Source organism: Sphingomonas panni, from assembly GCF_022664435.1.
GTDB classification, from domain to species: domain Bacteria; phylum Pseudomonadota; class Alphaproteobacteria; order Sphingomonadales; family Sphingomonadaceae; genus Sphingomonas; species Sphingomonas panni.
This window is the reverse complement of record NZ_JAKREU010000003.1, coordinates 342,863-366,220: the sequence shown is the minus strand read 5'-3', so window position 1 is coordinate 366,220 and position 23,358 is coordinate 342,863. Positions and strand designations below refer to the sequence as shown.

The window sequence follows — 23,358 nt, the reverse complement described above, 5'->3', positions numbered from 1 at the left end:
AAATGGTTAACGGCCGGTAAAATGACCCCCGATTCGGCTCTGTACTCCGCGTACGCCCTCGTGCGCGCGCGAGGGCCGGGGAAGGCCCGGAACTTTTTTGCTTAATGCCGTCCGATGCGTGCCGTTTCTCCGGGCAGCAGCTTCGATCCCGATCGCTTCAAGGGGGGGACGCGGGGCGCTGGAAGTCAGACTGGAGGACACACCCAATGACCGTTATCGGATCCAACATCGGATCGCTCCGCGCCGCGAACGCCTCGACCGCCGCCAACGACTCGCTCAAGGCGTCGATGGAGCGCCTGTCGACCGGCAAGCGCATCAACTCGGCCAAGGACGACGCCGCCGGCCTCGCCATCGCCAGCCGCATGACCAGCCAGATCAAGACGATGGCCGTCGCCGCGCGCAACGCGAACGACGGCATCTCGATGGCGCAGACCGCCGAAGGCGCGCTGGGCGAAGTCACCAACATGCTGCAGCGCATGAAGGAACTCGCAGGGCAAGCCGCCAACGGCACGCTGGGTTCGTCGGAACGCAAGGCGCTCCAGTCGGAAGTCGGTCAGCTGACCGCGCAGATCAACGACATCGCGACCAAGACCAACTTCAACGGCATCAACCTGCTCGACGGTTCGGTGAAGGCCGTGACGCTGCAGACCGGTTCGCAGGCCGGGCAGACCACGTCGGTCAGCCTCACCAGCACCTCGGCCACTGCGCTCGGCCTGAATGGCTATCGTGTCGAAGGTCAGGCGACCACCGGCCGCGTCAATGGTGCCACGGTCGCTGTCGGTGACGTTCAGTTCAACGGCAAGAACGCGCTCGGAACCGCGCTGACCACCGCCGACGCAGAGACGACTGCCGCCAGCATCAACGCCAACACCGGCCAGACCGGCGTGTCGGCCAAGGCATATAACACCCTGTCGGGTGGCCCGATCGCGGCAGGCGGCATCACCGCCACCGGCAGCCTAACCATCAAGGTCGGTGCCGGCGCAGCCGTCGACATCACCGGCGCCAACGGCCAGGAACTGGTCGACAAGATCAACCGTGACGTGGGCGGCATCAGCGCCCAGCTCGACAGCGAAGGCAAGATCGTCCTGTCGAACGATACCGGCAAAACGATCGAAATCGGCGGCACGGCAGCGGGCAAGGCGGGGTTCACCGCCGGCACCTATGGCGGTTTCGTCGCGCTGCAAAGCTCGACCGGCGAAGCGATCGACATCAAGCGCAGCGCAACCGGCCCGGCCGCAAGTCTGACCGCGCTCGGCCTGAACGAAACCACCACCAATGACGGTGTGAAGGGGTCTTCGGTCAGCGATACCAAGCTCGCCACCACCGATGACGTCCGCATCAATGGCGTCGCCGTCGGTGCCTCGAACGACGCCTCGGCCGCGTCGAAGGCCGCCGCGATCAACGCGGTCAGTGAAAAGTCGGGTGTCACCGCCACCGCCACGACGACGGCAACCGTAGCGCTCGACTCGTCGAAGGTCGTCGCCGCCAACACCGTCATCATCAACGGCGCGACCGTCACCCTCGCCGATTCGGACGGCAAGGCCGGCATGTCGATGGCGGAAGTGGTGAAGAACATCAACGACGCCGGCATCAGCGGCCTGGTCGCGTCGAGCGACGATAAGGGCAACCTGATCCTGACCTCGTCGACCGGCAACGACATCACCATCAAGGACGGCACTGGCGGTACCTCGGCGGGCATGGTCACCGCGATGTCGGGCGATGACGGCACGGCCGCAACCGGCACCACCGCCGGCGCGGCGGGCATGACCCTGCGCGGCCGTATCGAACTGAAGTCGGACACCGGTGCGGAAATCCGCGTCGAAAGCTCGACCGCAGGTTCGCTCGCCAAGGTCGGCATCTCGGCACAGGGCGGTTCGGCTGCCACGGTCGGCGGCGCGCTGAACGTGTCGACCCAGGCGAATGCCGCGGTGGCGATGAACGCCATCGACAAGGCGCTCGACAAGGTCTCGTCGATCCGCGGCGACTTGGGTGCGGTGCAGAACCGTCTGCAGGTCACCGTCAACAACCTGACGACCACCTCGTCGAACCTGCAGGAAGCGCGCAGCCGCATCGAAGATACCGACTTCTCGTCGGAATCGACGGCGCTCGCCAAGGCGCAGATCCTCGGCCAGGCCTCGACCGCGATGCTCGCCCAGGCGAACCAGTCGCAGCAGGGCGTGCTGAAGCTCCTCGGCTAATCCCGGCTCCGCCGCCGCCGTTCCCCCTTGATGAAGGCGGTGGCGGCGGAACTCCCGGCAACGGGACCAACCCCCGGCGACCCGAAGCGGTCTCCGGGGGTTTCGGCGTTCTGAAGCGCACACGGACTCTATATACAGGGCACGACCCAAATCCTCCCCGGCACGGGGAGGGGGACCGTCCGCAGGACGGTGGAGGGGGACGTCCACAAACGCCACGCCCGCATATTGTCGTACCCGTATCCCCGCGCAGGCGAGGATTCAGACGCCCGCCGTATCAGGTCGTCGTCGTCGGCCGGCGTATCCCCGCGCAGGCGGGGATCCAGAGTCCCAATCGCAACGATAGCGCTCGACAACCCTGGACCCCCGCCTGCGCGGGGGCACGGAACCAGCATTGCGGCCCTCACCCACAACCTGCCCTACCCCGGCGGAGGCCGGGGCCCAGTTGGGAAAACACCACGCTTCTATCGCTGTCGTCCCCCAACTGGACCCCGGCCTCCGCCGGAGTACCCACGGGTGGCGGAGTGCGACAACTGCACCGCTTTCCTACAACCGCCCCGCCAGGCTAACCTGCGCGCGCTCTTTCTCGCCACCGAACCCCATCGTCACCCCGGGCCTGACCCGGGGTCCCGCTTCTTCTTCTCCGACCGGACCGACGACCCAACCGCACCGCGCGCAAAATGTGCACGAGTGTGAACTTTGTGAACTTTGGGCGCGAAAACGGGGCCGGACTTCCCGCCCGACCCCGTCCAAATATCTAAATTGAAAGCGAAACTACCCGGCGGCCCGTGCCAGTGCCCGTTTCAGCTTCTCATGCGCCGCCTTCTTGATCTGGCAGATGCGCGCGGCCCCCACGCCCAGCACCTGCCCGATCTCTTCGAGGTTCAGTTCCTCGACATAATAGAGCTGGATCACCTGCGCCTCGCGCTCGGGCAGGGCGGCGATCGCGGCTATCAGCGTGTCGCGCAGCTGCCCCTCGGCCAGCGCTTCGAAGGCGTCGGGACCGTCGTCCATGAACCACGGGGCCTCGTCGGTATAGACGTCGTCGATCGAATCGAACTGCACCGACTGGACATCGGCATAGTCGACGCGCAACCGCCCCAGCGGCACGCCCAGCCGGTCGGCGATCTCGGCCGGCACCGGCGCGCGGCCCAGCTCGACCGTCAGGGTCGACACCGCCTTGGCATAGTCGCGCCGCCGCTTCATCGCGCCCCGGCTGATCGTCGCCTGTCGCCTGAGCTCGTCGATCATCGCCCCGCGCAGCCGCGTGGCCAGATATTGCTCGAAGGTGACGGTGCCACGATCCTCGAACATCGGCACCGCCTCGACCAGTGCGACCAGTCCGACCTGCACCAGGTCCTCGACATCGACCATCGTGCTCATATGGCCATGGACGTGCCACGCGATGCGGCGGACCAGCGGCAGGTGGCGGCGGACGATCGCGTCGCCATCGTTGGGCCGGGCGCTGCGGGTATAGACCGGCACGCTCAGCTCGGGCTGGGGAAAGAAGGGGGCGTTCATGCGGGGATGGCCTCCGGGGCACCGATGACGGCGACGACTTCGACTGCCTTGTCCTCGGGAACTTCGAAGAAGCTCATGACCGGGGTGTCGGGCAGGCAGGTCTTGACGAGCTTGCGGATCGCGACGCGGATCGACGGCTGCACGACCAGTGCGAACGGCTTGGCCTCGGCCATCAGCGGCTGGGCGGCATGGGTCAGCGCGTCGATGATGCGGCGGCCGAGGTCCGGTTCGATCGCATGGCGGCGCGACGGATCGTTGCGCATCGCCTGGCCCAGCAAGGCCTCCAGCTGCCCTTCGAGGGTCATGACGCGCAGCGGCTCGCGCACCCCGCACAGCTTCTGGATGATGAGCGCGCCCAGCTCCGGCCGGATCAGCTCGACGATCTCGTCGGCATCCTGCGTCCGCTGGGCGACGACGACGATCGCGGCGGCGATGCGGCGGAATTCCTTGAGCGTGATATTCTCGGCCAGCAGCGCGCGCAGCACCTGCGTCAGCGTGGTGAGCGTCAACGGGTTGGGGCAGAGCGCCGCCACCAGATTGGCGGCACGGTCCTTCAGCCCGTCCAGCAGCGCCTGCACCTCGTCCGGGCCGAGCAGCTCGGTCGCATTGACGGTCAGCACATGGTTCAGGTGCGTGGCGATGACGGTCCCGGCATCGACCACCAGATAGCCGGCACCCGTCGCCGCATCGGCATCACCCGGCTGGATCCACACGGCGTCCAATCCGAAGGTCGGGTCCTTGGCGGTCTTGCCGTTCAGCATGCCGACCGCCTGGCCCGTGTCGAGCGCCAGCATCTCGGTCGCCGACGCCATGTCCTCGCCGACGACCACGCCGCCGATCGAGATGCGATAGGTATAGGGAGCAAGGTTGATGTCGTCGCGCACCTTCACCTGCGGCACGACGAAACCCAGTTCCTTGGACAGCTGGCGGCGGACCCCGGTGATTCGGCTCATCAGCGGCGCACCCTTGCGCTCGTCGACCAGCGGCACGAGGCCATAGCCGATGTCGAGCATGACGTGGCAGGTGTCGGCGACTTCGTCCCAGCCGATCTTCGACAGGTCGGCGGCCTCGGGCAGTGCCTCGACCGGCGGCGGGGGCGGGGGGGCGTTCTTCTTCTTGGCAAGCTTCCACGATGCGAAGCCCGCAATGCCTGCCGCCGGGGCCAGCACCAGGAACGGCATCCCCGGCAGCATCGCCAGCAGCCCGAGGATACCGGCGACCGGCGCCCAGGTGCGGTGCGACGCGAACTGGGTACCGATCTGTCCGGCCAGGTCCTGCGACGAGGTGGAGGTGACGCGGGTCACGATGGCGGCGGCGGCGATCGACAGCAGCAGCGATGGCACCTGCGCGACCAGCGCGTCGCCGATGGCCAGCAGGACATAGGTCTGCGCCGCCTGTCCGACCGCCATCTGGTGGCTGACGACCCCCAGGATCAGGCCGCCGACGATATTGATCGCCAGGATCAGCAGGCCGGCGACCGCGTCGCCCTTCACGAACTTCGACGAACCGTCCATCGCACCGTAGAAATCGGCTTCGGCGCCGGTCTCGATGCGCTTGGCGCGGGCTTCGTCGGGGGTGATGAGTCCCGCGTTCAGATCGGCGTCGATCGCCATCTGCTTGCCGGGCAGGGCGTCGAGGGTGAAGCGCGCCGACACTTCGGACACGCGGCCCGCACCCTTGGTCACCACGATCATGTTGATGATGATGAGGATCGAGAAGACGAAGAGACCGACGACATAGTCGCCGCCAATCAGGAAGGTGCCGAACGCCTCGATGACATGGCCCGCCGCCGCTTCGCCTTCGTGGCCGTGCACCAGCACGACTCGGGTCGATGCGACGTTGAGGCCGAGGCGGAACAGCGTCGCGAACAGCAGCACGGTCGGAAAGGCGGAAAAGTCGAGCGGCTTCTGCGCGTTGAGCGCGACCATCAGGACCGCGATCGAGATCATGATGTTCATGACGAAGAAGATGTCGAGCATGAACGCCGGGATCGGCACGACCATCAGCAGCACGAGCAGCAGGATCGCACCGGGCAGCGCCGACCCGCGCAGCGCGGGCAGGATGCTCTTGGGATTGCTCAGGATCGCCTGCATCACGCGTTCCCCAGGCCGGCGAGGATCGAATAGGCGAGCCGCGCCGACTCAGGAGTCGGGCGATAGAGCGAGGCCATCTGCATCTGCGGCGTCGTGGCGTCGCCGCTGCGGCTGCGCACGACGTTCAGGTTGGCGAGCGTCGTCGTCAGCCATGCCGCGTCGCCACCCTGCGCCTCGTTGCCCATGATGACGTCGCCGTCGAAGCCGTTCATCAGCACCGCCGGCTGCATCCTATTGACCGGAAAGCCGCCGTTCAGCGCGTCGCCCATGTCGACGCCCTCGCCGCCGCCGGCCTTCGCGCCACGATCCAGCTTGGTGGCCATCCTGTCATAGATTTCGGCAAGCGAGCGCGGCTGGCCGCCGGCGCCGTAGAAGATCGAGCGGTTCGCGCGCGCCGCGGCGGGGAACATGGCCGCCGCCGAGCGGTCGGGATTGCTCTGCATGGTGGTCAGGAACTGGCGCGCACCGCCCAGCCCGAGGAAATGCGCCATATACAGGTCGGTACCGGTCGCCGAGCGGCCCAGCGCATTCTCCAGCGCGGCCTTGTTGTCGGCGGCATGTTCGGCGGCCATCAGCGACGATGCCTGCGGGTCGCTGCGCAGGTTCAGGATCGCGCGGCGGGTTCCCGCATCGGCGACATAATAGCGGCCGTTGCTCCCCTGGCGGATGCTGTCGGCGGCCCAGGCCATGCCGTGTTCGGCGCCATGCGCCTTCACCACGCCCAGCCAGCTCTGTTCGACGAACTGATAGAGGCCGGTCGCGGAGGACGTGCCGGCGCGGGCATTGGCCTGCAGGCCGCTTTCGACCTGTGCCTGCCCCAGCAGGTAATTGAAATCGACACCGGTCCGCGCGCTCGCCTTGGCGATCGCGCTGTGGACATAGGATCGGGATTCTACCGGAACGACACTCATCGGGCTTTGCTCTGCTTCCCCTGTTCAGGAGCAAGCACAGCAAGCGGCGTGCCAATTCGAGATTTGCTGTCGTCGACCGATCAGCGATATGCCGCGGCGGCCATGCGCTGCGGCGTGCCGGCAACCACTGGCCGGTAGGCCGGCAAACCGCCGCCGGACAGCTGGTCGATCCGCCGGCGGACATTGGCCGCCATCAGGTTGACATAGATGCGCGCGGTCTCGTTCAGCCGCTGCGCCTCGCGTGCCAGCGTTTCCAGCTCCGCGTCGAGCGGCAGGTCGTCATTGGCGGCGACCGCTTCGATCCCCTGCAGCTTCATCGCGGTGGCGGTTTCCAACGCGGTGACATCGTTGGTCTGCAACGCCGCGATTTCGGCGTGCAGGCTGTCGATGATCTGGATCAGCGCATCACGCCGGTTCATTGCTGTTCCAATCGAGTTTCAATGCGATGAGCCGGTCGGCGATGGTCGCGGGCGACAGGGGGAAGCGTCCTTCGGAAATCGCCTTGCGGATCGTCGCGACCCGATCGGTATCGACCGGCGGCGCTGCCGACATCGCTTGCGCCGTGGTCCCGCCGGACAGAAGCGACACGCCGCTCTTGGCGGGAGTCGCATCCGGCGCACCCTGCGTCGTTTCGGCGCGTGTCTGCCCATCGGTCCGCGCGACACCGCGCCCCCCGATCGACGAAACCAGCCTTGATCCAACAGAGTCCACCATGTCCCCGTCCTTCACGAACTGCTGACATGAGGAGAAACGGCGGCATCCGGAACTTCTTTAGCAAAAATTACTGTGGGCTTATTTTTTTGCCTCGGCGGTGCCGGGGCAGCGGTACCGCCGCTTCAGCCGGTGAAGCCCGGCAGGGCGGCACGTCCCGATTCCAGCGCGATCGCCTGGATCGGCGGCTTGGCCGGATCGATCTTGACCATCAACCGCCCGCCGACCGGCGCATCGCCCATCGCGACGCCGTCGCGGGTGATCGAAAAGCCGGGGGCACCAGCCTCGACCATGATCGGGTCGCCGCGGCGGATGACCGGTTCGGGCTTGGCGGCGACGACGGCGACCGGGGCGGCGGCCGGGCGGTCGGGCATGGCGCGGGTCAGCCGGCGGACCGGGACATAGACTTTCCATGCCGGTGCCATGCAACTGATGACGACCGCGTCCTGCCGGTCGGACAGCCAGCCGAATTGCGGCATCGGACAGCGTGCCAGCTTCAGCCGGGGGTCGACCGGCATCTGCGCGCCGCCATCCATGCCGATGCTGGCACCGGTGAACTGCACTACCGCTTCGTCGAGCTGGGCGGTCGATTGAAAAGTCTGCGCGGCGGCGGGGGCCGTGACCAGCATCGCGGCGAACAGGGTGGTACGGATCATTTCTCTGCTCCATCGGCCGGGGCGGCAAGCGGCGCTTGCCGGTCGGCAACGGCTTGCCGCTCACCGGCAAAACCAAGATCGATCGAAACGCCGCGTCCGCCGGTTCCGGGCGGGGCAAAGGCGATCTGGGCGGGCGTCACCGCGCCTTCGCGAACCAGCAGCGCGGCGACGGCCCGCGCGCGGTCGGTGGCGAGGATCGCGGCGCTGCCGGTCGTCCGATCGACGTCACCGGCCGTTCCACCGGTCAGCGTGACGGCGATGCGCCGGTCCGCCGCCGCGCCGCGCACGAACTCGACGGTGTTGGCGGTGCCAGTAGGCAGCGTGGCCGATCCGGGGGCGAAGCCGTCGATCGCCGCACGATCGACCGTCATCGGGATCGGCTGGGCATCGAAACCGGCGCGGATACCGGCGGTCAGCGCGCGTTTGTCGACGGCCTGTGCCGCCTGCAGAAACACGAAGAACCCGACCAGCAGCAGCGACAGGTCGGCAAGGGTGGTCAGCCATAGCGGGCGACCGGGGGCGGGGTCGAAACGGTTCATTCTCATTCTGCGGCCTCCCGGAATTGTGGGCGTTCGCGTCTGGCGAGCGCGACCAGAGGTGCCTCGAAACGGGCACGTTCGAATGCTTCGGCGCGGGCGAGGCGACGCAGCCGCCCGGCGATCGGCATGCCGACCAGCGCGGCCAGCACCGCGCCGTAGAGCGTCGACAGCAGGGCGACGGCCATCGCCTGTCCGATGGTGGTCGGATCGGTCATCGCCATGAACATCCTGACCAGCCCGACCAGCGTGCCGACCATGCCCAGCGCCGGCGCCAGTTCGGCGATGGCGGTCCACACATCGGCGGCGGCCAGATGGCGTTCGGCACGGGCTTCGTTGCGATGGCGCAGCGTCGCGGCGACCCCCTCCGGCCCCATGCCGTCGACGATCGCGGCGATCGCATCGGCGATATCGGGATCGGCGATGCGCGACCGGTCGAGCGTCATGACGCCGTGGCGCTTGGCGATGCGCCCCAGCGCCGCGATCTGGTCCAGCCCCTCCTCGGCGGAAAAGGGGCGACGGCCGAGCGTCGCGAGCGCTCGGACCGCGCGGCCAAGGTCGCCCGGCGGGGTACGGATCAGCAGCGCGACCATGGTCCCGCCGAGCACGAAGGCGGCGGCGAGGGGGTCGGCATAGGGGGCAAGCACGGCGGCGTCCATGCCCGCTTCCCTGCAAGCACGGTGCCAGTTTGGCGGCGGCAAGCGATTGCCGGGGGCGGTTGCCGCTTGCCGGTCCGGGGCGGCAAAGCCCCCGTTTCGCCGTTCGATGACCGGTGGCGCCGAAACTGGCACGCCCTTTGCTGTGATCCCGTGTGACGCGCATCCGGCGCGCCGACTTTGGGATCGTCCGATGGCCGACAACGCTCTGTTCGGGATACATGGCACCGCGCTGCAGCTGCGGGCGCAGCGCATGGGGATGCTCGCCTCGAACATCGCCAATGCCTCGACGCCCGGCTTCAAGGCGAAGGACGTCGATTTCCGCGCGGCGCTGGCCGGCGTCGAGCAGGGGGGCAATGTCGATCGCTCGATCGACAGCAACACGCTCTATCGCCGTCCGCTCCAGCCCTCGCTCGACGGCAATACCGTCGAACTGACCACCGAACAGACCGCCTTTGCCGAGAATGCCGTGGCGTATCAGACGACGCTGGCATTCCTGAACGGTCGCATCTCCACCATCACCCGCGCGCTGAAGGGGGAATAAGCCCATGCCCGCACCCATGAGCATTTTCGAAGTATCGGGCCGCGCGATGTCCGCGCAGATGATACGGATGAACACGACCGCATCGAACCTCGCCAATGCCGGCGCGGTATCGACGACCGAGGCGGGCGCCTATCGCACGATGAAACCGGTATTCCGCACCACCTTCGATGCGGCGAGCGGCCTGGCGACGGTCGATGCGGCGCAGGTGGTGACGGCGGGCGAGGCACCGTCCAAGCGCCACGACCCCGGCAACCCGCTGGCCGATGCCGATGGCAATATCTGGGAAGCGGCCGTCGACGAACCGCGCGAGCTGGTCGACATGCTCGATGCCGCGCGCACCTATCAGAATAATGTCGAGGTGATGTCGACCGCCAAATCGCTCATCACCGAAACGCTCCGCCTGGGACGCTGATATGACCACGACTTCGATCCAGAATATCCCGACGGTCAAGGGCGCGAACGACGCCGCGGCCAAGGCGAAGCTCGGCCAGCGGTCGCTGGGGCAGGACGATTTCCTGCGCCTGATGACCGCGCAGCTGCAATATCAGGACCCGTTCAATCCGACCGACAATACCCAGATGGTCGCACAGATGGCGCAGATGTCGTCGCTGTCGGGCATCACCGAAATGAGTTCGACGCTCAAGACGCTGTCCGCCCGGCTGGCTGGCAGCGGGACCAGCGACGCGGTGTCGTGGATCGGCAAGGCGGTGCTGACCGCCAGCGCGACCGCGACCGCCGATACCAAGGGCAATGTCACCGGCGCGGTCGAACTGGACGCGGACGCCGCGCAGGTGAAGGTCGAGATTCGCGACGCGTCGGGCAATCTCGCCCGTGCCGTCTCGCTGGGCAGCCAGCCTGCCGGGCTGGTCGACTATCAATGGGACGGCAAGACCGATGACGGCACCGCCGCCGGCGCCGGCCCCTATACCATCAGCGTCGCTGCCAGCGATGCCAGCGGACAGGTCGTGAAGGCGCGCAACCTCGCCTGGGCCGGCGTGTCGTCCGTCATGCCCAATGGCGGCAAGCCGATGCTGACGCTGTCCGACGGGCAGCAGGTGCTGGCCGATACCGTTCGCAAGATCGCCTGATCCCAAACCCTTTCATCTGAATTTTCGCAGGAGCAACTCCCATGTCCTTCTACACTTCGCTGTCCGGTCTGAAGGCCTCGCAGGTCGACATGGCGTCGATCTCGCACAACCTCGCCAACGTCGGCACCACCGGCTTCAAGAAGAGCCGCGCCGAATTCGCCGACGTGATCGCATCCAACCTGTCGGTCGCGCCGACACAGATGGTCGGGTCGGGTACCGTGGTGAAGGGCAATCGCCAGCAGTTCGGCGAAGGCAATCTGGTCCAGTCGTCCTCGTCGCTCGACATCGCGATCGCCGGTGACGGCTTCTTCGCGCTGAAGCCCGATCCGACCAAGGACGGCCTGACCTTTACCCGCAACGGGTCGCTGCGCGTCGATTCCAACCAGTTCGTGACCGATGCGCAGGGCGCGCGGCTGCAGGTCTATCCGGTCGACGGGTCGGGCAACGTCGTGTCGACGACGCGCGGGTCGCTGACCGACCTCGTCCTGAACGAAACCTCGGGCAAGCCCAAGGGAACCGAGAATGTCGACCTCAGCCTCAACATCAACGCCCGGTCGGTCCGGCCGGCAACGACGCCGTTCAACCGGTTCGACGCGACCAGCTATAACGAGGCGCTGACGACCGTCGTCTATGACGGCGCGGGCAATCCGATGACGATGACCACCTATATGGTCCGCACGACGGCGCCGGCAGGCAACCCGACCGACCTGTCCAGCACGTGGCAGGCGTACAGCTTCGTCGGCGACAAGGCGATGGAGGTCGGCGGCACGCCGGCGACCGGCACGACCCCGGCGGTACCGGGCACGCAGCCGGTCACCATCACGTTCGACGCCAACGGCGCACTCGCCAACCCGGTCGTCACGACCTTCGATTCGTTCATGCCGGCCAGCGGCGTGGCGCAGCAGCAGATCAAGCTGACCATCCCGAACACCACCGCCGCGACGACGAAGCCGTTCAAGCTGGAAGAGCAGAAGCAGGACGGCGTCGCGGTCGGCCGGCTGCAGGGCGTGACGATCAACGAAAAGGGCGTGGTCACCGCCAGCTATTCGAACGGTGATACCAAGGCGCTGGGCCAGGTCGCGATCGTCAACTTCTCGAACTCGGCGGGTCTGCGCCAGATGGGCAACAGCAACTGGCAGGCGACCGGCCTGTCGGGCGATCCCAGCTTCGCCAGCTCGGGCGAAAACGGCGCGGGGTCGCTGATGTCGGGCATGATCGAAGGATCGAACGTGGACATCACCGAGGAACTGGTCAGCCTGATTGCCGCGCAGCGCAACTTCCAGGCGAACTCGAAGGCGCTCGACACCTCGAACCAGATCACGCGGTCGATCCTCGACCTGCGTGCCTAACCGCTGAAACTGGCATGACCCTTGCTGTGAAGCAGGGGTCATCATTGGGAGGTTTCGATGGACCGGCTGGTCTATACCGCAATGTCGGGGATGCGTGGCCATATGGCCGCGCAGGCGACGATCGCGAACAACATCGCGAACGGCTCGACGATCGGGTATCGCGCGGACAAGATCGATTTCGAGCAGCTGTTGCTGAAGGGCAAGAACGGCGAACTCGAAACCCGGTCGCCCTCTTCGGAGGAAGTGCGCGACATGGACCGCCGGGCCGGCGCGATCCTCGCCACCGGCCGCCCGCTGGACATCGCCATGGAAGGCGACAGCTGGATGGCGGTGCAGGGGCTGGATGGCACCGAAGCCTATACCCGTCGCGGCGACCTGCAGGTTTCTGCCGCCGGCACGCTGGAGACCGGCGATCGCTTGCCGGTCATGGGTGCCGGCGGGCCGATCACGGTGCCGCCCTATCAGTCGATCTCGATCACCGCCGATGGTCGCGTGATGATCGTGCCGCAGGGCGCGCCCGCGGGCACGCCCGACCAGGAAATCGGACAGATCAAGCTTGCCAGCACCGCCGGCAGCCAGACGGTCAAGGGCATCGACAACCTGCTGCACGTCCGCGGCGGCGGCGTCCTGCCCGGCGACATGACTGCCAAGGTCCGCTCGGGGTCGCTCGAACAGTCGAACGTCAACATGACGCAGGCGCTGGTCGACATGATCGAGAACCAGCGGTCGTACGAAGTACAGGCGGGAATGCTCAAGCAGGCGAAGGAAATGGATGAGTCCGCCGCCAACCTGATGCGCGTCCAGAGTTAAGGGGAAGACACCATGGCCAATGCCGCACTCCATATCGCCCGCACCGGGCTGGACGCGCAGGACACGCGGATGCGTGTCATCTCGAACAACCTGGCGAACGTCAACACGACCGGGTTCAAGCGCGACCGCGCCTCGTTCGAGGCGCTGAGCTATCAGATCGTCACCGCGCAGGGCGCCGCATCGACCGCAGAATCGCGCTATGCCACCGGTCTGAACCTCGGCACCGGCGTAAAGATTCAGGGGACCGCCAGCATCCAGACGCAGGGGTCGCTGTCGTCGACCGGCAACACGCTGGACGTGGCGCTGGAAGGGGACGGCTTCTTCCAGGTGCAGCTGCCCGGCGGCCAGCTCGGCTATACCCGCGCCGGCAATTTCAGCCGCTCGCCCGAGGGAATGCTGGTCACGACCGAAGGCTATCAGGTGATGCCCGGCATCACCCTGCCCGAAGGCGCGACCTCGATCACCATCGGCGGCGACGGCACGGTCAGCGCGACCATCCCGAACCAGACCGAGGCGACGCAGATCGGCCAGATCCCGGTGGCGACCTTCGCCAATCCGGCAGGCCTGCAGCCGGTCGGCGACAATTTCCTGATCGAGACCGGCGCATCGGGCGCGGTGCAGACCGGGGTCGCCGGCCTCGAGGGCCGTGCCCGCATCCGGCAGGGGATGCTGGAAGGGTCGAACGTTAACGTCGTCGAGGAACTCGTCGACATGATCGAGACGCAACGCGCCTATGAGGTCAATTCGAAGATGATCTCGGCCACCGACGAAATGCTGAAATATGTCAACCAGAACATCTGACGCCATGCGCGCGGTCGCACTCGCCGCGGTCGTGCTGGCGGCAATGCCGGCAACTGCCCGCCCCCTGTTCGGCAGGAAATCGCCGCCCGAGGATTATTCGGCGTCGCGTCCGGCACCGCCGATGGCCACCGTCGTCGCGACCGGTGCGATCTTCCAGGCGGATCACGGCTATGCCGCGCTGTACGAAGGCTGGCGCGCCAAGAAGGTCGGCGACCCGCTGACCATCGTGCTGGTCGAACGCACCAGCGCGTCGAAATCGGCCGGGTCGAAGCTCGACAGCGGCGGCGGCTTCGGGATCACCCCGCCATCGGCCGGGCCGCTGTCGTTCGATCCGAACATCGCGTCGGCATCGGGCAAGCGCAATTTCGGCGGTACCGGAACGGCGGACCAGACCAATGCGCTGTCGGGCGAATTGTCGGTGACCATCGCCGAAGTCTATTCCAACGGCACGATGCTGGTGCAGGGCCGCAAGCAGGTGACGCTCAACCGCGGCGACGAATTCGTCGCGATCAAGGGCATCGTCCGCATGGCCGATGTCGATGCGAACAATCGGGTCCCGTCGACCCGCGTCGCCGATGCCCGCATTTCCTATACCGGCAAGGGCGATGTCGCCCGCGCCAGCCGGCAGGGGTGGCTCAACCGCTTCTTCCAAGTCATCAGCCCGTTCTAGGACAGCCCATGCGCATCCTGCTCGCCCTTCTCGCCGCGCTTTTCGCGATCCAGCCCGCCGCCGCCGAACGGGTCAAGGACCTCGGCCGCTTCCAGGGCATCCGTTCCAACCAGCTGACCGGCTACGGCATCGTCGTCGGCCTGCCCGGCACCGGTGACGACAATCTCGAATATACCGTGCAGTCGGTGAAGGCGATAACGTCGCGCATGGGGTTGCAGCTGCCGCAGGGCGTCAATCCCGGCCTGAAGAACGCGGCGGTGGTGATGATTACCGCCGAACTGCCCGCCTTCGCCAAGCCCGGTCAGCGGATCGACGTGACCGTCGCCTCGATGGGCAAGGCGAAGTCGCTGCGCGGCGGCGCGCTGGTGATGACCCCGCTGATGGGTGCCGATGGGCAGATCTATGCGATGGCGCAGGGCAACCTCGCGGTCGGCGGCCTGGGGGCCGAAGGGGCGGACGGCTCCAAGATCGTGGTCAACATTCCCTCGGCCGGTCGCATCCCCGACGGGGCGACGGTCGAACGCACGGTCGACACCGGTTTCGCCACCGCGCCGACGCTGACCTTCAACCTCGCACAGGCCGACTTCACCACCGCGCAGAACGTCGCCAGCGCGATCAACCGCCGCTTCGGTGCCGGCACCGCCACCGCGATCGACGCGGTGTCGGTGGCGATGCGCGCCGCGCCGGGGGCCGATACGCGATCGATGCTGATGAGCGAGGTCGAGAATTTGCCGGTCCAGCCGGCCGAGACGGCGGCACGGGTTATCGTCAACGCGCGGACCGGCACGGTCGTCATCAATTCGGCGGTGCGGGTGTCGCCGTCGGCGGTGACGCACGGCAAGCTGACCGTGAAGATCGATGAGAACCAGCGGATCAGCCAGCCGGCCCCGCTCAGCCAGGGCCAGACCGCCGTCGAACAGAAGAGCGCCGTGACCGTCGAGCAGGAGGTCAAGCCGATGTTCATGCTCGAACCCGGCCCCAAGCTGGCCGATGTGGTGAAGGCGATCAACGCCATCGGCGCATCGCCCGCCGACCTGGTCGCGATCCTCGAGGCGCTGAAGGAATCGGGCGCGCTCAAGGCCGAGCTGGTGATCCTGTGAGCCTGATCGGCGCGACGACCGGCATCGGGGTCGACAGCAGCCGCATCGGCACCGACAAGAACCTGAAGGCCGCCGGCCAGCGCTTCGAATCGGTCTTCACCGGCATGATGCTGAAGTCGATGCGCCAGGCGAAGCTGGCGGACGGCCTGTTCGAGAACAAGGCCGGTACCCAGTTCCGCGACATGTGGGATCAGAAGGTCGCGGAGAACATGGCCGTGTCGACGCCGCTGGGCATCGGCAAGGCGATGACCGAGTTCCTGGCGAAGGCGCAGAGGGTTAACGCGGCGGAAACCGCCAATTCGACGCAAGCCGGACCGCAAACTGCCGTTAACCCCTCTGAAGGGAAGAGCGGATGAGCGACCTGCTGTCGATCGGCACGAGCGGCGTCAGGGCCTATCAGTCGGCGCTGACCACCACGTCGGATAACATCGCGAACGCCGGCACCCCCGGCTATGTCCGCCGCACGACCTCGCTGGCCGAGATCGGCGTCGGATCGGCGGTCCAGCTGACCGGCAGCGGCGTGACCGTTGCCGGTATCGCGCGTTCCGCCGACCCGTTCCGAGCGGCAGATGTCCGCCAGACGACCTCCGACGTATCGCGCAGCGACGGCGGCATCGTGTGGATGCAGCGGATCGAGGATGCGCTGGGCAGCCGCGCGCTGACCACGCGCATGACCGCCTTCTTCAACACGGCGACCACGCTGTCGTCCGACCCGTCGGCCGATGCCCCGCGCCGGGCGATGCTGGAGGAAGCGGAAAGCGTCGCCCAGTCGTTTTCGGGCACGATCAAGGCGCTGGACGATGCGTCGACCAATCTCGACCAGACCGCCGCCAGCGTCGCCGAAAAGATTTCGAACGGTGCCGCCTCGCTCGCCCGGATCAACGACGGGCTGGCGCGCGTCGCGCGCGGTTCGGTCGGTGAGATGCAGCTGCTCGACCAGCGCGACCGGATGCTCGACGAGATGAGCGAGATGATCGACATTGACGTCCAGTTCGATGCGGTCGGGCGGGTCACGGTCCGGGCGGGGGCCGGCGACAATCCACCGCTGGTCCATGGCATCACGGCATCGGTCGTACGCACCTGGCGGGACGAGAACAGCAACCTGCCGGTGTTCGGCGCGGTCCGTGACGGGCAGGAAACCATCCTCATCCCGCGCGGCGGGTCGACGGCGGGCATGGTCGACGGGGCACAGCGCATCAACGAGATGCGGGACAGCGTCGCGCAGCTGGCGGCGGACTTCGTCAGCGGCGTCAACGCGGCGTTCGAGGGCGGCGAGGATGCCAAGGGCAATACCGGCGCCGGCAACGCCATGTTCGCGATCGACGCCAACAGCCGCGTCACCCGCGTGTTCGACGATCCGACCAAGATCGCGGCGGCGACCATCGGCAAGGGGCCGCGCGACAGCGGCAACCTGGCCGTGCTGGCGGAGGTCCGCCGCACCGGCGCGTTCGAGACCAAGGTCACGGCGCTGCAATCGACCAACGGGTCGGCGCTGGCCGCGCGCAAGACGGTGGCCGAGGCGCAGGGTTCGATCCGCGATTCGGCGGTCGACATGCGCGATGCCGCGTCGGGCGTGAACCTCGATCAGGAAGCGGTCAACCTGATGCGGTTCCAGCAGGCATATCAGGCGTCGAGCCGCGTGATCCAGGTCGCGCGCGAGACGTTCGACGCGATTCTCGCGATCCGATAGGACGTATCATGCAGATATCCACCGCCAGCTTCTACAACCGGTCCGCTGCGCAGATGGCGCGGCTGAACGCCGACCTCAACCGGTTCCAGACCGAGATGACGACGAAGAAGCTGAACGTCGCGTCGCAGGATTCGACCGCCTGGATGATGCTGGGCGGGATCAAGCGCGAAGAGGCCGACGCCACCGCCTACCGTGCGAACATCACCCTGTCGCGCGGGCTGCTGGCGCAGGCGGACACCGCGCTCGGCAATGTCGACGACCGGCTGGTGCGCGTGCGCGAACTGGCGACGCGCGCGGGTACCGAAACGCTGAACGACGCGGATCGCACGTCGATCGCCAACGAATTGGGGCAGTTGCGCGAAGGGCTGCTGGCGCTGGCCAATATCAGCGACGTGCGCGGCCATGCCATCTTCGGCGGCCTGGGCGATGCGGCCTTTGCCAAGGACGCCACGACCGGGGCCATCAAATATACCGGCATCGATGCGACCGGGGCCGTGGTGGTGGACGTGGCGTCGACCGCGCGTATCCGCATCGGCGATGCCAGCGAAATCCAGGTGGGCATCGACGGCAGCCGGGTCTTCGGCGGTGCGACCGGCACGACGGACATCTTCCAGCTGATCGACGACCTGAAGGCGGCGATGGAGATGCCGCTGACCGCGCCCGGTACGACCGCGGCCGGCGGCACGGCGGGCGGCACCACGACCGGGGGAACCACGGGTGGCACCACCGGGGGGACGACCGGAGGCACCGCCGGCGGCACGGCAACGACCGATCCGAACGCGCCCTTCGATGCGGAAGCCGCGCGCAGCAAATATGCGCTGGCGATCAGCTCCGCGCTCAAGAAGCTGGACGCGGCAGAGGGGCAGATCGGTGCCGCCCGTGCCGCCAACGGCGCCCGCGCCGCACGGCTGGAGATCGAATCGAGCCAGCTCGAATCGGTCGGCATCGACCGCGAAGAGGCGCGCAGCTCGCTGGAGGACGTCGATATCGCGACGATGACGGTCGAGTTCCAGAAGACGCTGACCATCCTGAACGCGACCCAGGCGACCATCTCCAAGCTCGCGAACCTGTCGCTGTTCAACTACCTGAAGTAACGATCCGCAGGCGGTAACGATTTCTCGACGTCTGTCGGGCAGAAGGGGGACAACATGACGCGCCGCGACCGGCGGGGCGCCATTTCGTAAACCCAGGGGCAAGTGCCATATGTTTCCGGCCATCGGCTTCGTCGTCCTTATCGCCATGGTGTTCGGCGGGTTCGCCTTCACCGGCGGCGATCTCGGTCCCGTGCTGCACGCCCTGCCGCACGAAATGCTCATCATCGGCGGCGCGGCGGTCGGCGCGCTCATCATCGGTAATTCGGGCCGCGAGCTGAAGGGGATGGGCGGCGGCTTCATGAAGGTCCTCAAGGGGCCGAAGTACAAGAAGCAGGATTATCTCGACGCGATCTTCCTGGTGTCGAAGCTGATGAAGATGCTGCGCGCCGAAGGGCCGATCGCGCTGGAGCCGCATGTCGAGGACCCGAAATCGTCGTCGGTGTTCAGCGAATATCCGCGCCTGATGAAGGACCATACGCTGGTCAACCTGATCGCCGATACGCTGCGCCTGATCGTCGTGTCGTCGGGCACCTTGGACGTCCATGCGGTCGAGGAGGTCATGGACAACGCGATCAAGACCCATCACCACGAGGAGCAGGGGCCGCAGGCGACGCTGCAGGGCCTGGCCGACGCGCTGCCCGCACTGGGCATCGTCGCCGCCGTGCTGGGCGTGGTGAAGACCATGGGATCGATCGACAAGCCGCCCTCGATCCTGGGCGGGATGATCGGGTCGGCGCTGGTCGGCACGTTCCTGGGCATTTTGCTGGCTTATGGTCTGGTCGGACCGCTCGCCGGACGGTTGCAGCAGGTGATCGACGCCGATGCCGCCATCTATCACACCGTCAAGCAGATCATCATCGCCTCGCTCCACGGCCATCCGCAGCCGCTGGTGATCGAAGCGGCGCGCTCGGGCATCCCGCACCACAACCAGCCCGGTTTCGCCGAAGTCTTCGACGGCCTGCGCGGACGCTGATCCATGGCGAAGGCACCGCACGGCAACAACCAGCCGCCCCCCGTCATCATCGTCAAGAAGATCATCGCCGAGGGCCATGGCGGCCATCACGGCGGTGCGTGGAAGGTCGCCTATGCCGATTTCGTGACGGCGATGATGGCGTTCTTCCTGCTGATGTGGCTGCTGGGTGCGACGACCGAGAAGCAGCGCAAGGGGCTGGCCGATTATTTCGCGCCGACATTGGTCGAGGTGAAGGCGGGTTCCGCAGGATCGAACGGCCTGTTCGGCGGCGAATCGATCGTCGACCAGGACAGCTATCCCCACCGCGCGGCGCAGACCGGCACCCGGTCGCTGACCATCCCGACCGATTCCACGGGCGGTGCGAAGGAAGGGGCGGGCGACAAGGGCCGGTTGAAGAACAAGGCCGAACTCACCGCGTCGGACAAGAAGGCGTTCGAACGGGTCAAGCGCGACCTGCAGCGCAAGCTGGCCGCCAATGCCGAACTGCGCAAGCTGTCACGCAACATCCGTTTCGTGCCGACGCATGACGGGGTGCGCATCGACCTGGTCGACAATGCCGATTATTCGATGTTCGCGCTGGGCACCACGGCGCTCGCCCCCGAAGCGGCCAAGCTGATGACGCTGATTGCGCAGACGGTCAGCGACCTGCCCAACACGATCATGATCCGCGGCCATACCGACGCCGTCGCCTATGGCCGGCCGCAGGACATGAACAACTGGATGCTGTCGTCGGGCCGGGCGGAAGCGACCCGCCGCCGGCTGGCGATGGGCGGGGTGGGCGAGCGGCGTTTCGAACGGATCGAGGGCGTGGCCGACCGCGAACCGATGATCGCCAAGGACCCCTATGATCCGCGCAACCGCCGCGTGGCGATCACGCTCCTCTATCAGGCGACCGAAGGCTTTGGCGGGTCGCGCATGGCGAGCATCGACAGCGGCCCTGCGGAAAGGGCGGACGTGGCACGGCCGGGGCGGGAGAATCCGGCGCATTGAGAAGGGGGCGGTGAGCCGAAGCCGTTCGCCAACCGGCAGCCGCATTCTTTACCGTCACCCCGGATCAGGTCCGGGGTAACGGCGAGCGGGTCCCGCTTCCCGTCAGAAGAACAGCTTGCGCAAGGTCAGCCGCACGACCCGGCCATTGGGATCGAGATAGCCCGGCTGATAGTTGATCGGTACGACCCCGTTGGCGTCGGTCACGCGCTGGCGGGCGTTGAACAGATTGTCGACGCCCAGGCTGATCCGCGTGCCCCGCAGCCAGCGATTGTTCCGCACCAGCCCCGGCTGCTGCCCCAGATCGGCGAACAGGCGCAGGCCGACCGTGGCGAGGCTGCCGAAGTTCAGCCGCTGCGTCGATCCGGTCGCGCCGCCATCGACTTCGGTCCCCGACTGCCAGTTGACCACCAGCCGTGATCCGATGCCGTCGCGGGTATAGCCGCCGTTGAACTGCACCTGATGGCGCGGCTGGCCGCCGGTATCGCCGATCGCCGATCCGTTCAGCAGGTCCAGTTCGGGCAGGCCGGGCCGGATCAGGATCGTGTTGGACAGCGCGACCGTGTGATAGACGCTGGCCCAGATCCGGCCGCCGCCGCCACCGCCGCCACGTCCTCCGAACCCGCCGCCGGGGCCGCCGAAACCGCGTCCGCCACCCGGTCCGCGCCCCTCGCCACCGGGGCCACGGCCTTCGCCACCCGGGCCGCGTCCCTCGCCCGGCGGGGGCGGGGGTGGTGCGTCACCGGGGGGCGGCGCGCCGTTCGCCTCGGCCGCTTCGCGCGCGGCGCGACGCTGTTCCATCCGCGCCTGCCGCATCGCTTCGAACTGGCGCGAGCGGGCGGTCGTCACCCGTTTCGAGAAATTGATGCCCCAGCGCAGCTGGCTGCTGTCCGCCCGGGCGAAATTGATCGGGCGGTTGTCGACGCGCAACAGCACGCCATCGGCATCGCGCACGAACCGGTCGGGGAATGCCGCCTGGATATCGGCGGTGATCGCGGGAAAGCTCTGGATCGGATTGTCGATCCGGCTGTCGGTATAGTCGAACTGCAGCGAAACGTCGCGCTCGCTCCAAGGCTTCACGTTCAGCCCCAGCTTCAGGACGCGGCTGTTGCTCGACACCAGGTCGGGATTGCCGCCGCCGATCGTCGTGACATCGACCGTGGTACCACGCACATAGTCGAAGGTGCGCACGAACGGCGTGGTGATGAGCGGATTGCCCAGCTGCTGCTGCGTCGGGGCGTTCTCCTCATGGCTGACCGAGGCGAGCAGGCGGATCGCGGTGATCGGCTGCCAGTTGACGCCATAGCCGAGCGTGGTGAGAGTGCCGAAATCCGACAGCTGCTCGACCTCCGCATTGGCGTTCAGCGACAGGCGGCCGAGCGCCGACAGCACGTCGCGCGCGGCATTGGCGATCGGCAGGTCGATATTGGCGCGGATCGATCCGCTGTCACGGCCGAGATTGGTCGAATTGGCGATACCGGCGCGCAGCGAATCGCTGGTGAAGTCGGTGGTCGTCGCGGCCACGCGGAAGCTGGTGCTGACGTCGCCGGCCGGCAGCGAGAAGGGCGATCCGGCGACCAGCGCGTTCAGCCCCGCCGCGCTCGACACCGATTTCGCGCGGTCGGCGGTGCGGATCAGGTTGCCGAGATCGCCGAACGGGCTGAACGTGCCCGCCGTCACCGCCGCCTGAATGTCCGACACGTCGACGCCGCGTTCGGTGCGGGTACTGGTTTCGGTGCGGTCGTAATTGCCGTTCACCGTCCAGCGCCAGCGGCCGAGATCGCCGTTCAGCGCCAGCGCGGCATTGGCGGTCGTCGTCTCGCCATTGCGCATTAGTGGATCGGTATCGCCATAGCGCCGGACGATCACGTCGCTGGCAAAGGGGGAAAAGGGCGTGTTGCCCGGCAGCGTGAGCGACACGCCTGGCAGGCCGAGGAGCGATTCGGTGCGGGTATGTTCGACGCGGGTGGTGACCGTCGCCGCGACATTGCCGAAGATGCTGCGGGCATAGACGCCGTTCGCCGAAAACCGGTCGACCGCACCCGACAGCGTGCGGAACGGGGTCGTGTCGGTGATGTTCGGATCGTTCGCGCCGGCGGCGAACCCGGCCAGCGTCGGCGTGGCACCCGGCACAGCCGCAACGATCACCGGGGTTCCGGCCAGCGCGGTGAGCGCCGGATCGATCGGCGCGCCGCTGACCGTCGAGGTGACGTTGCCGGTCAGGTCGAACGGGATGCCGGTCGTGTTCGGGATGATCCCGCGTTCGCTCTCCAGCAGGTTCGACGTGGTTTCGGCTTGCAGGTTCAGGTTGAACCGCTTGTCCTGGTCGATGCGGACCAGACCGCCCTCGGCCTCGAAATTGCTCGATCCGCCATCAGTCGGCGCGCCGCCCTGCAATTCGCCGGTATAGCTGCGGAAACGCGGGCGCAGGACGAAGTTGATGACCTTCTGGTCCGAACGATAGCCATATTTGAGCGCGACTTCTTCCGGCAGGATGTCGACGCGCAGGATCGCTTCGGTCGGCAGGTCGCGGATTTCCTGGAAACCGGCCGAACGGCGACCGTTGACCAGGAATACCGGCTGCCCGCCACGCACCGATTGCAGCTGCGGGGCCAGTTCGGTGACGAGTTCCGCGACCGAGCTGACGCCATAGGAGCGGATGTCGGCGGGGGAGAGCTGCAACTCGGGCTTGATGTCGCCGGGTACCGATCCGGGGGGCGGCCGGCCGGTGACGACGATCTCTTCCGCCTCGCTTTCGGTATCGGTGCCGCCCGCCCCACCCGATCCGGGTTCGACCGGCTCGGGCGTCTGAGTCTGGGCGGTGGGGGCGGTCGGGGTCGTCTGTGCCGCCAGTGCAGCCGGCGCGGTTCCCAAGGCCAGTACCAGTAACGTCCACCGCGCCATGCGCATTCCTTCCAAACCCTGCCCGCCACGATGCGGGAACAGGGGCAATAGGGTCCAAATGTCGCACAA

The 23,358-nt window shown here is 67.2% G+C and carries 23 protein-coding genes; 14 read left to right on the top strand and 9 right to left on the bottom strand.

What is annotated here, in order from left to right:
• The first annotated feature begins 206 nt into the window (after positions 1-206).
• Positions 207-2,198 carry a flagellin N-terminal helical domain-containing protein gene (locus MF609_RS08640; RefSeq protein WP_242415901.1) on the top strand — a complete coding sequence of 664 codons (1,992 nt, stop codon included), beginning with the start codon at positions 207-209 and terminating at the stop codon, positions 2,196-2,198.
• Between the two features lie 771 nt (positions 2,199-2,969).
• On the opposite strand, the gene MF609_RS08635 is transcribed toward MF609_RS08640, so the two are convergent.
• From MF609_RS08635 to MF609_RS08600, 8 genes are all read right to left on the bottom strand, one after another.
• The gene (locus MF609_RS08635) at positions 2,970-3,716 is read right to left on the bottom strand and encodes a sigma-70 family RNA polymerase sigma factor (RefSeq protein WP_242415900.1); all 747 of its coding nucleotides are present in this window, start codon (positions 3,714-3,716) and stop codon (positions 2,970-2,972) included.
• A complete protein-coding gene (gene flhA / locus MF609_RS08630) occupies positions 3,713-5,809 on the bottom strand; it encodes a flagellar biosynthesis protein FlhA (RefSeq protein WP_242415899.1) in 2,097 nt (698 codons plus the stop codon). The genes MF609_RS08635 and flhA overlap by 4 nt, the downstream gene beginning before the upstream one ends.
• Positions 5,809-6,720, bottom strand: a complete 912-nt coding sequence (locus MF609_RS08625; protein WP_242415898.1) for a lytic transglycosylase domain-containing protein — start codon at positions 6,718-6,720, stop codon at positions 5,809-5,811. Before MF609_RS08625 ends, flhA begins: the two co-directional genes overlap by 1 nt.
• Positions 6,721-6,800: 80 nt before the next feature.
• Entirely contained in the window at positions 6,801-7,139 is a 339-nt protein-coding gene (locus tag MF609_RS08620) for a flagellar protein FlgN (protein WP_242415897.1), read from the bottom strand.
• Complete coding sequence (gene flgM / locus MF609_RS08615) at positions 7,126-7,434, bottom strand: flagellar biosynthesis anti-sigma factor FlgM (protein WP_242415896.1); 309 nt, start codon at positions 7,432-7,434, stop codon at positions 7,126-7,128. Before flgM ends, MF609_RS08620 begins: the two co-directional genes overlap by 14 nt.
• Before the next feature lie 122 nt (positions 7,435-7,556).
• The gene (locus MF609_RS08610) at positions 7,557-8,087 is read right to left on the bottom strand and encodes a flagella basal body P-ring formation protein FlgA (protein WP_242415895.1); all 531 of its coding nucleotides are present in this window, start codon (positions 8,085-8,087) and stop codon (positions 7,557-7,559) included.
• Positions 8,084-8,626, bottom strand: a complete 543-nt coding sequence (locus tag MF609_RS08605) for an OmpA family protein (protein ID WP_242415894.1) — start codon at positions 8,624-8,626, stop codon at positions 8,084-8,086. Before MF609_RS08605 ends, MF609_RS08610 begins: the two co-directional genes overlap by 4 nt.
• Positions 8,627-8,628: 2 nt before the next feature.
• Positions 8,629-9,282 (bottom strand): motility protein A, encoded by a 654-nt coding sequence (locus MF609_RS08600; RefSeq protein ID WP_242415893.1) that lies wholly within the window; start codon positions 9,280-9,282, stop codon positions 8,629-8,631.
• A 190-nt stretch (positions 9,283-9,472) separates the two neighbouring features.
• Here MF609_RS08600 and flgB point away from each other — a divergent pair, with 190 nt between their 5' ends.
• The 13 genes from flgB to MF609_RS08535 all read left to right on the top strand — a co-directional run bounded on the left by flgB (position 9,473) and on the right by MF609_RS08535 (position 20,388).
• Positions 9,473-9,823 (top strand): flagellar basal body rod protein FlgB, encoded by a 351-nt coding sequence (gene flgB, locus MF609_RS08595; RefSeq protein ID WP_242415892.1) that lies wholly within the window; start codon positions 9,473-9,475, stop codon positions 9,821-9,823.
• Positions 9,824-9,827: 4 nt separating this feature from the next.
• The gene (gene flgC, locus MF609_RS08590; protein WP_242415891.1) at positions 9,828-10,235 is read left to right on the top strand and encodes a flagellar basal body rod protein FlgC; all 408 of its coding nucleotides are present in this window, start codon (positions 9,828-9,830) and stop codon (positions 10,233-10,235) included.
• A gap of 1 nt (position 10,236) precedes the next feature.
• A complete protein-coding gene (locus tag MF609_RS08585) occupies positions 10,237-10,911 on the top strand; it encodes a flagellar hook assembly protein FlgD (protein ID WP_242415890.1) in 675 nt (224 codons plus the stop codon).
• 41 nt (positions 10,912-10,952) lie between these two features.
• On the top strand, positions 10,953-12,260 hold the full coding sequence (locus MF609_RS08580; RefSeq protein ID WP_242415889.1) for a flagellar hook protein FlgE: 1,308 nt from the start codon (positions 10,953-10,955) through the stop codon (positions 12,258-12,260).
• A gap of 57 nt (positions 12,261-12,317) precedes the next feature.
• Positions 12,318-13,070, top strand: coding sequence for a flagellar basal body rod protein FlgF (locus tag MF609_RS08575; RefSeq protein ID WP_242415888.1), 753 nt, complete (start codon positions 12,318-12,320; stop codon positions 13,068-13,070).
• 12 nt (positions 13,071-13,082) lie between these two features.
• Positions 13,083-13,871: a flagellar basal-body rod protein FlgG gene (flgG, locus tag MF609_RS08570; protein WP_242415887.1), complete on the top strand. Its 789-nt coding sequence runs from the start codon at positions 13,083-13,085 to the stop codon at positions 13,869-13,871.
• Positions 13,872-13,875: 4 nt separating this feature from the next.
• Positions 13,876-14,541, top strand: coding sequence for a flagellar basal body L-ring protein FlgH (locus MF609_RS08565; protein WP_242415886.1), 666 nt, complete (start codon positions 13,876-13,878; stop codon positions 14,539-14,541).
• Positions 14,542-14,549: 8 nt separating this feature from the next.
• Complete coding sequence (locus tag MF609_RS08560; protein WP_242415885.1) at positions 14,550-15,641, top strand: flagellar basal body P-ring protein FlgI; 1,092 nt, start codon at positions 14,550-14,552, stop codon at positions 15,639-15,641.
• Complete coding sequence (locus MF609_RS08555; RefSeq protein ID WP_242415884.1) at positions 15,638-15,997, top strand: rod-binding protein; 360 nt, start codon at positions 15,638-15,640, stop codon at positions 15,995-15,997. Before MF609_RS08560 ends, MF609_RS08555 begins: the two co-directional genes overlap by 4 nt.
• The gene (flgK, locus tag MF609_RS08550) at positions 15,994-17,331 is read left to right on the top strand and encodes a flagellar hook-associated protein FlgK (RefSeq protein ID WP_242415883.1); all 1,338 of its coding nucleotides are present in this window, start codon (positions 15,994-15,996) and stop codon (positions 17,329-17,331) included. Before MF609_RS08555 ends, flgK begins: the two co-directional genes overlap by 4 nt.
• Before the next feature lie 8 nt (positions 17,332-17,339).
• The gene (flgL, locus tag MF609_RS08545; RefSeq protein WP_242415882.1) at positions 17,340-18,425 is read left to right on the top strand and encodes a flagellar hook-associated protein FlgL; all 1,086 of its coding nucleotides are present in this window, start codon (positions 17,340-17,342) and stop codon (positions 18,423-18,425) included.
• A gap of 109 nt (positions 18,426-18,534) precedes the next feature.
• Positions 18,535-19,398 carry a flagellar motor stator protein MotA gene (gene motA / locus MF609_RS08540; protein WP_242415881.1) on the top strand — a complete coding sequence of 288 codons (864 nt, stop codon included), beginning with the start codon at positions 18,535-18,537 and terminating at the stop codon, positions 19,396-19,398.
• Between the two features lie 3 nt (positions 19,399-19,401).
• Entirely contained in the window at positions 19,402-20,388 is a 987-nt protein-coding gene (locus tag MF609_RS08535) for a flagellar motor protein MotB (RefSeq protein WP_242415880.1), read from the top strand.
• A gap of 102 nt (positions 20,389-20,490) precedes the next feature.
• Here MF609_RS08535 and MF609_RS08530 read toward each other — a convergent pair whose 3' ends face one another.
• On the bottom strand, positions 20,491-23,289 hold the full coding sequence (locus MF609_RS08530; RefSeq protein WP_242415879.1) for a TonB-dependent receptor: 2,799 nt from the start codon (positions 23,287-23,289) through the stop codon (positions 20,491-20,493).
• Positions 23,290-23,358 lie beyond the last annotated feature (69 nt).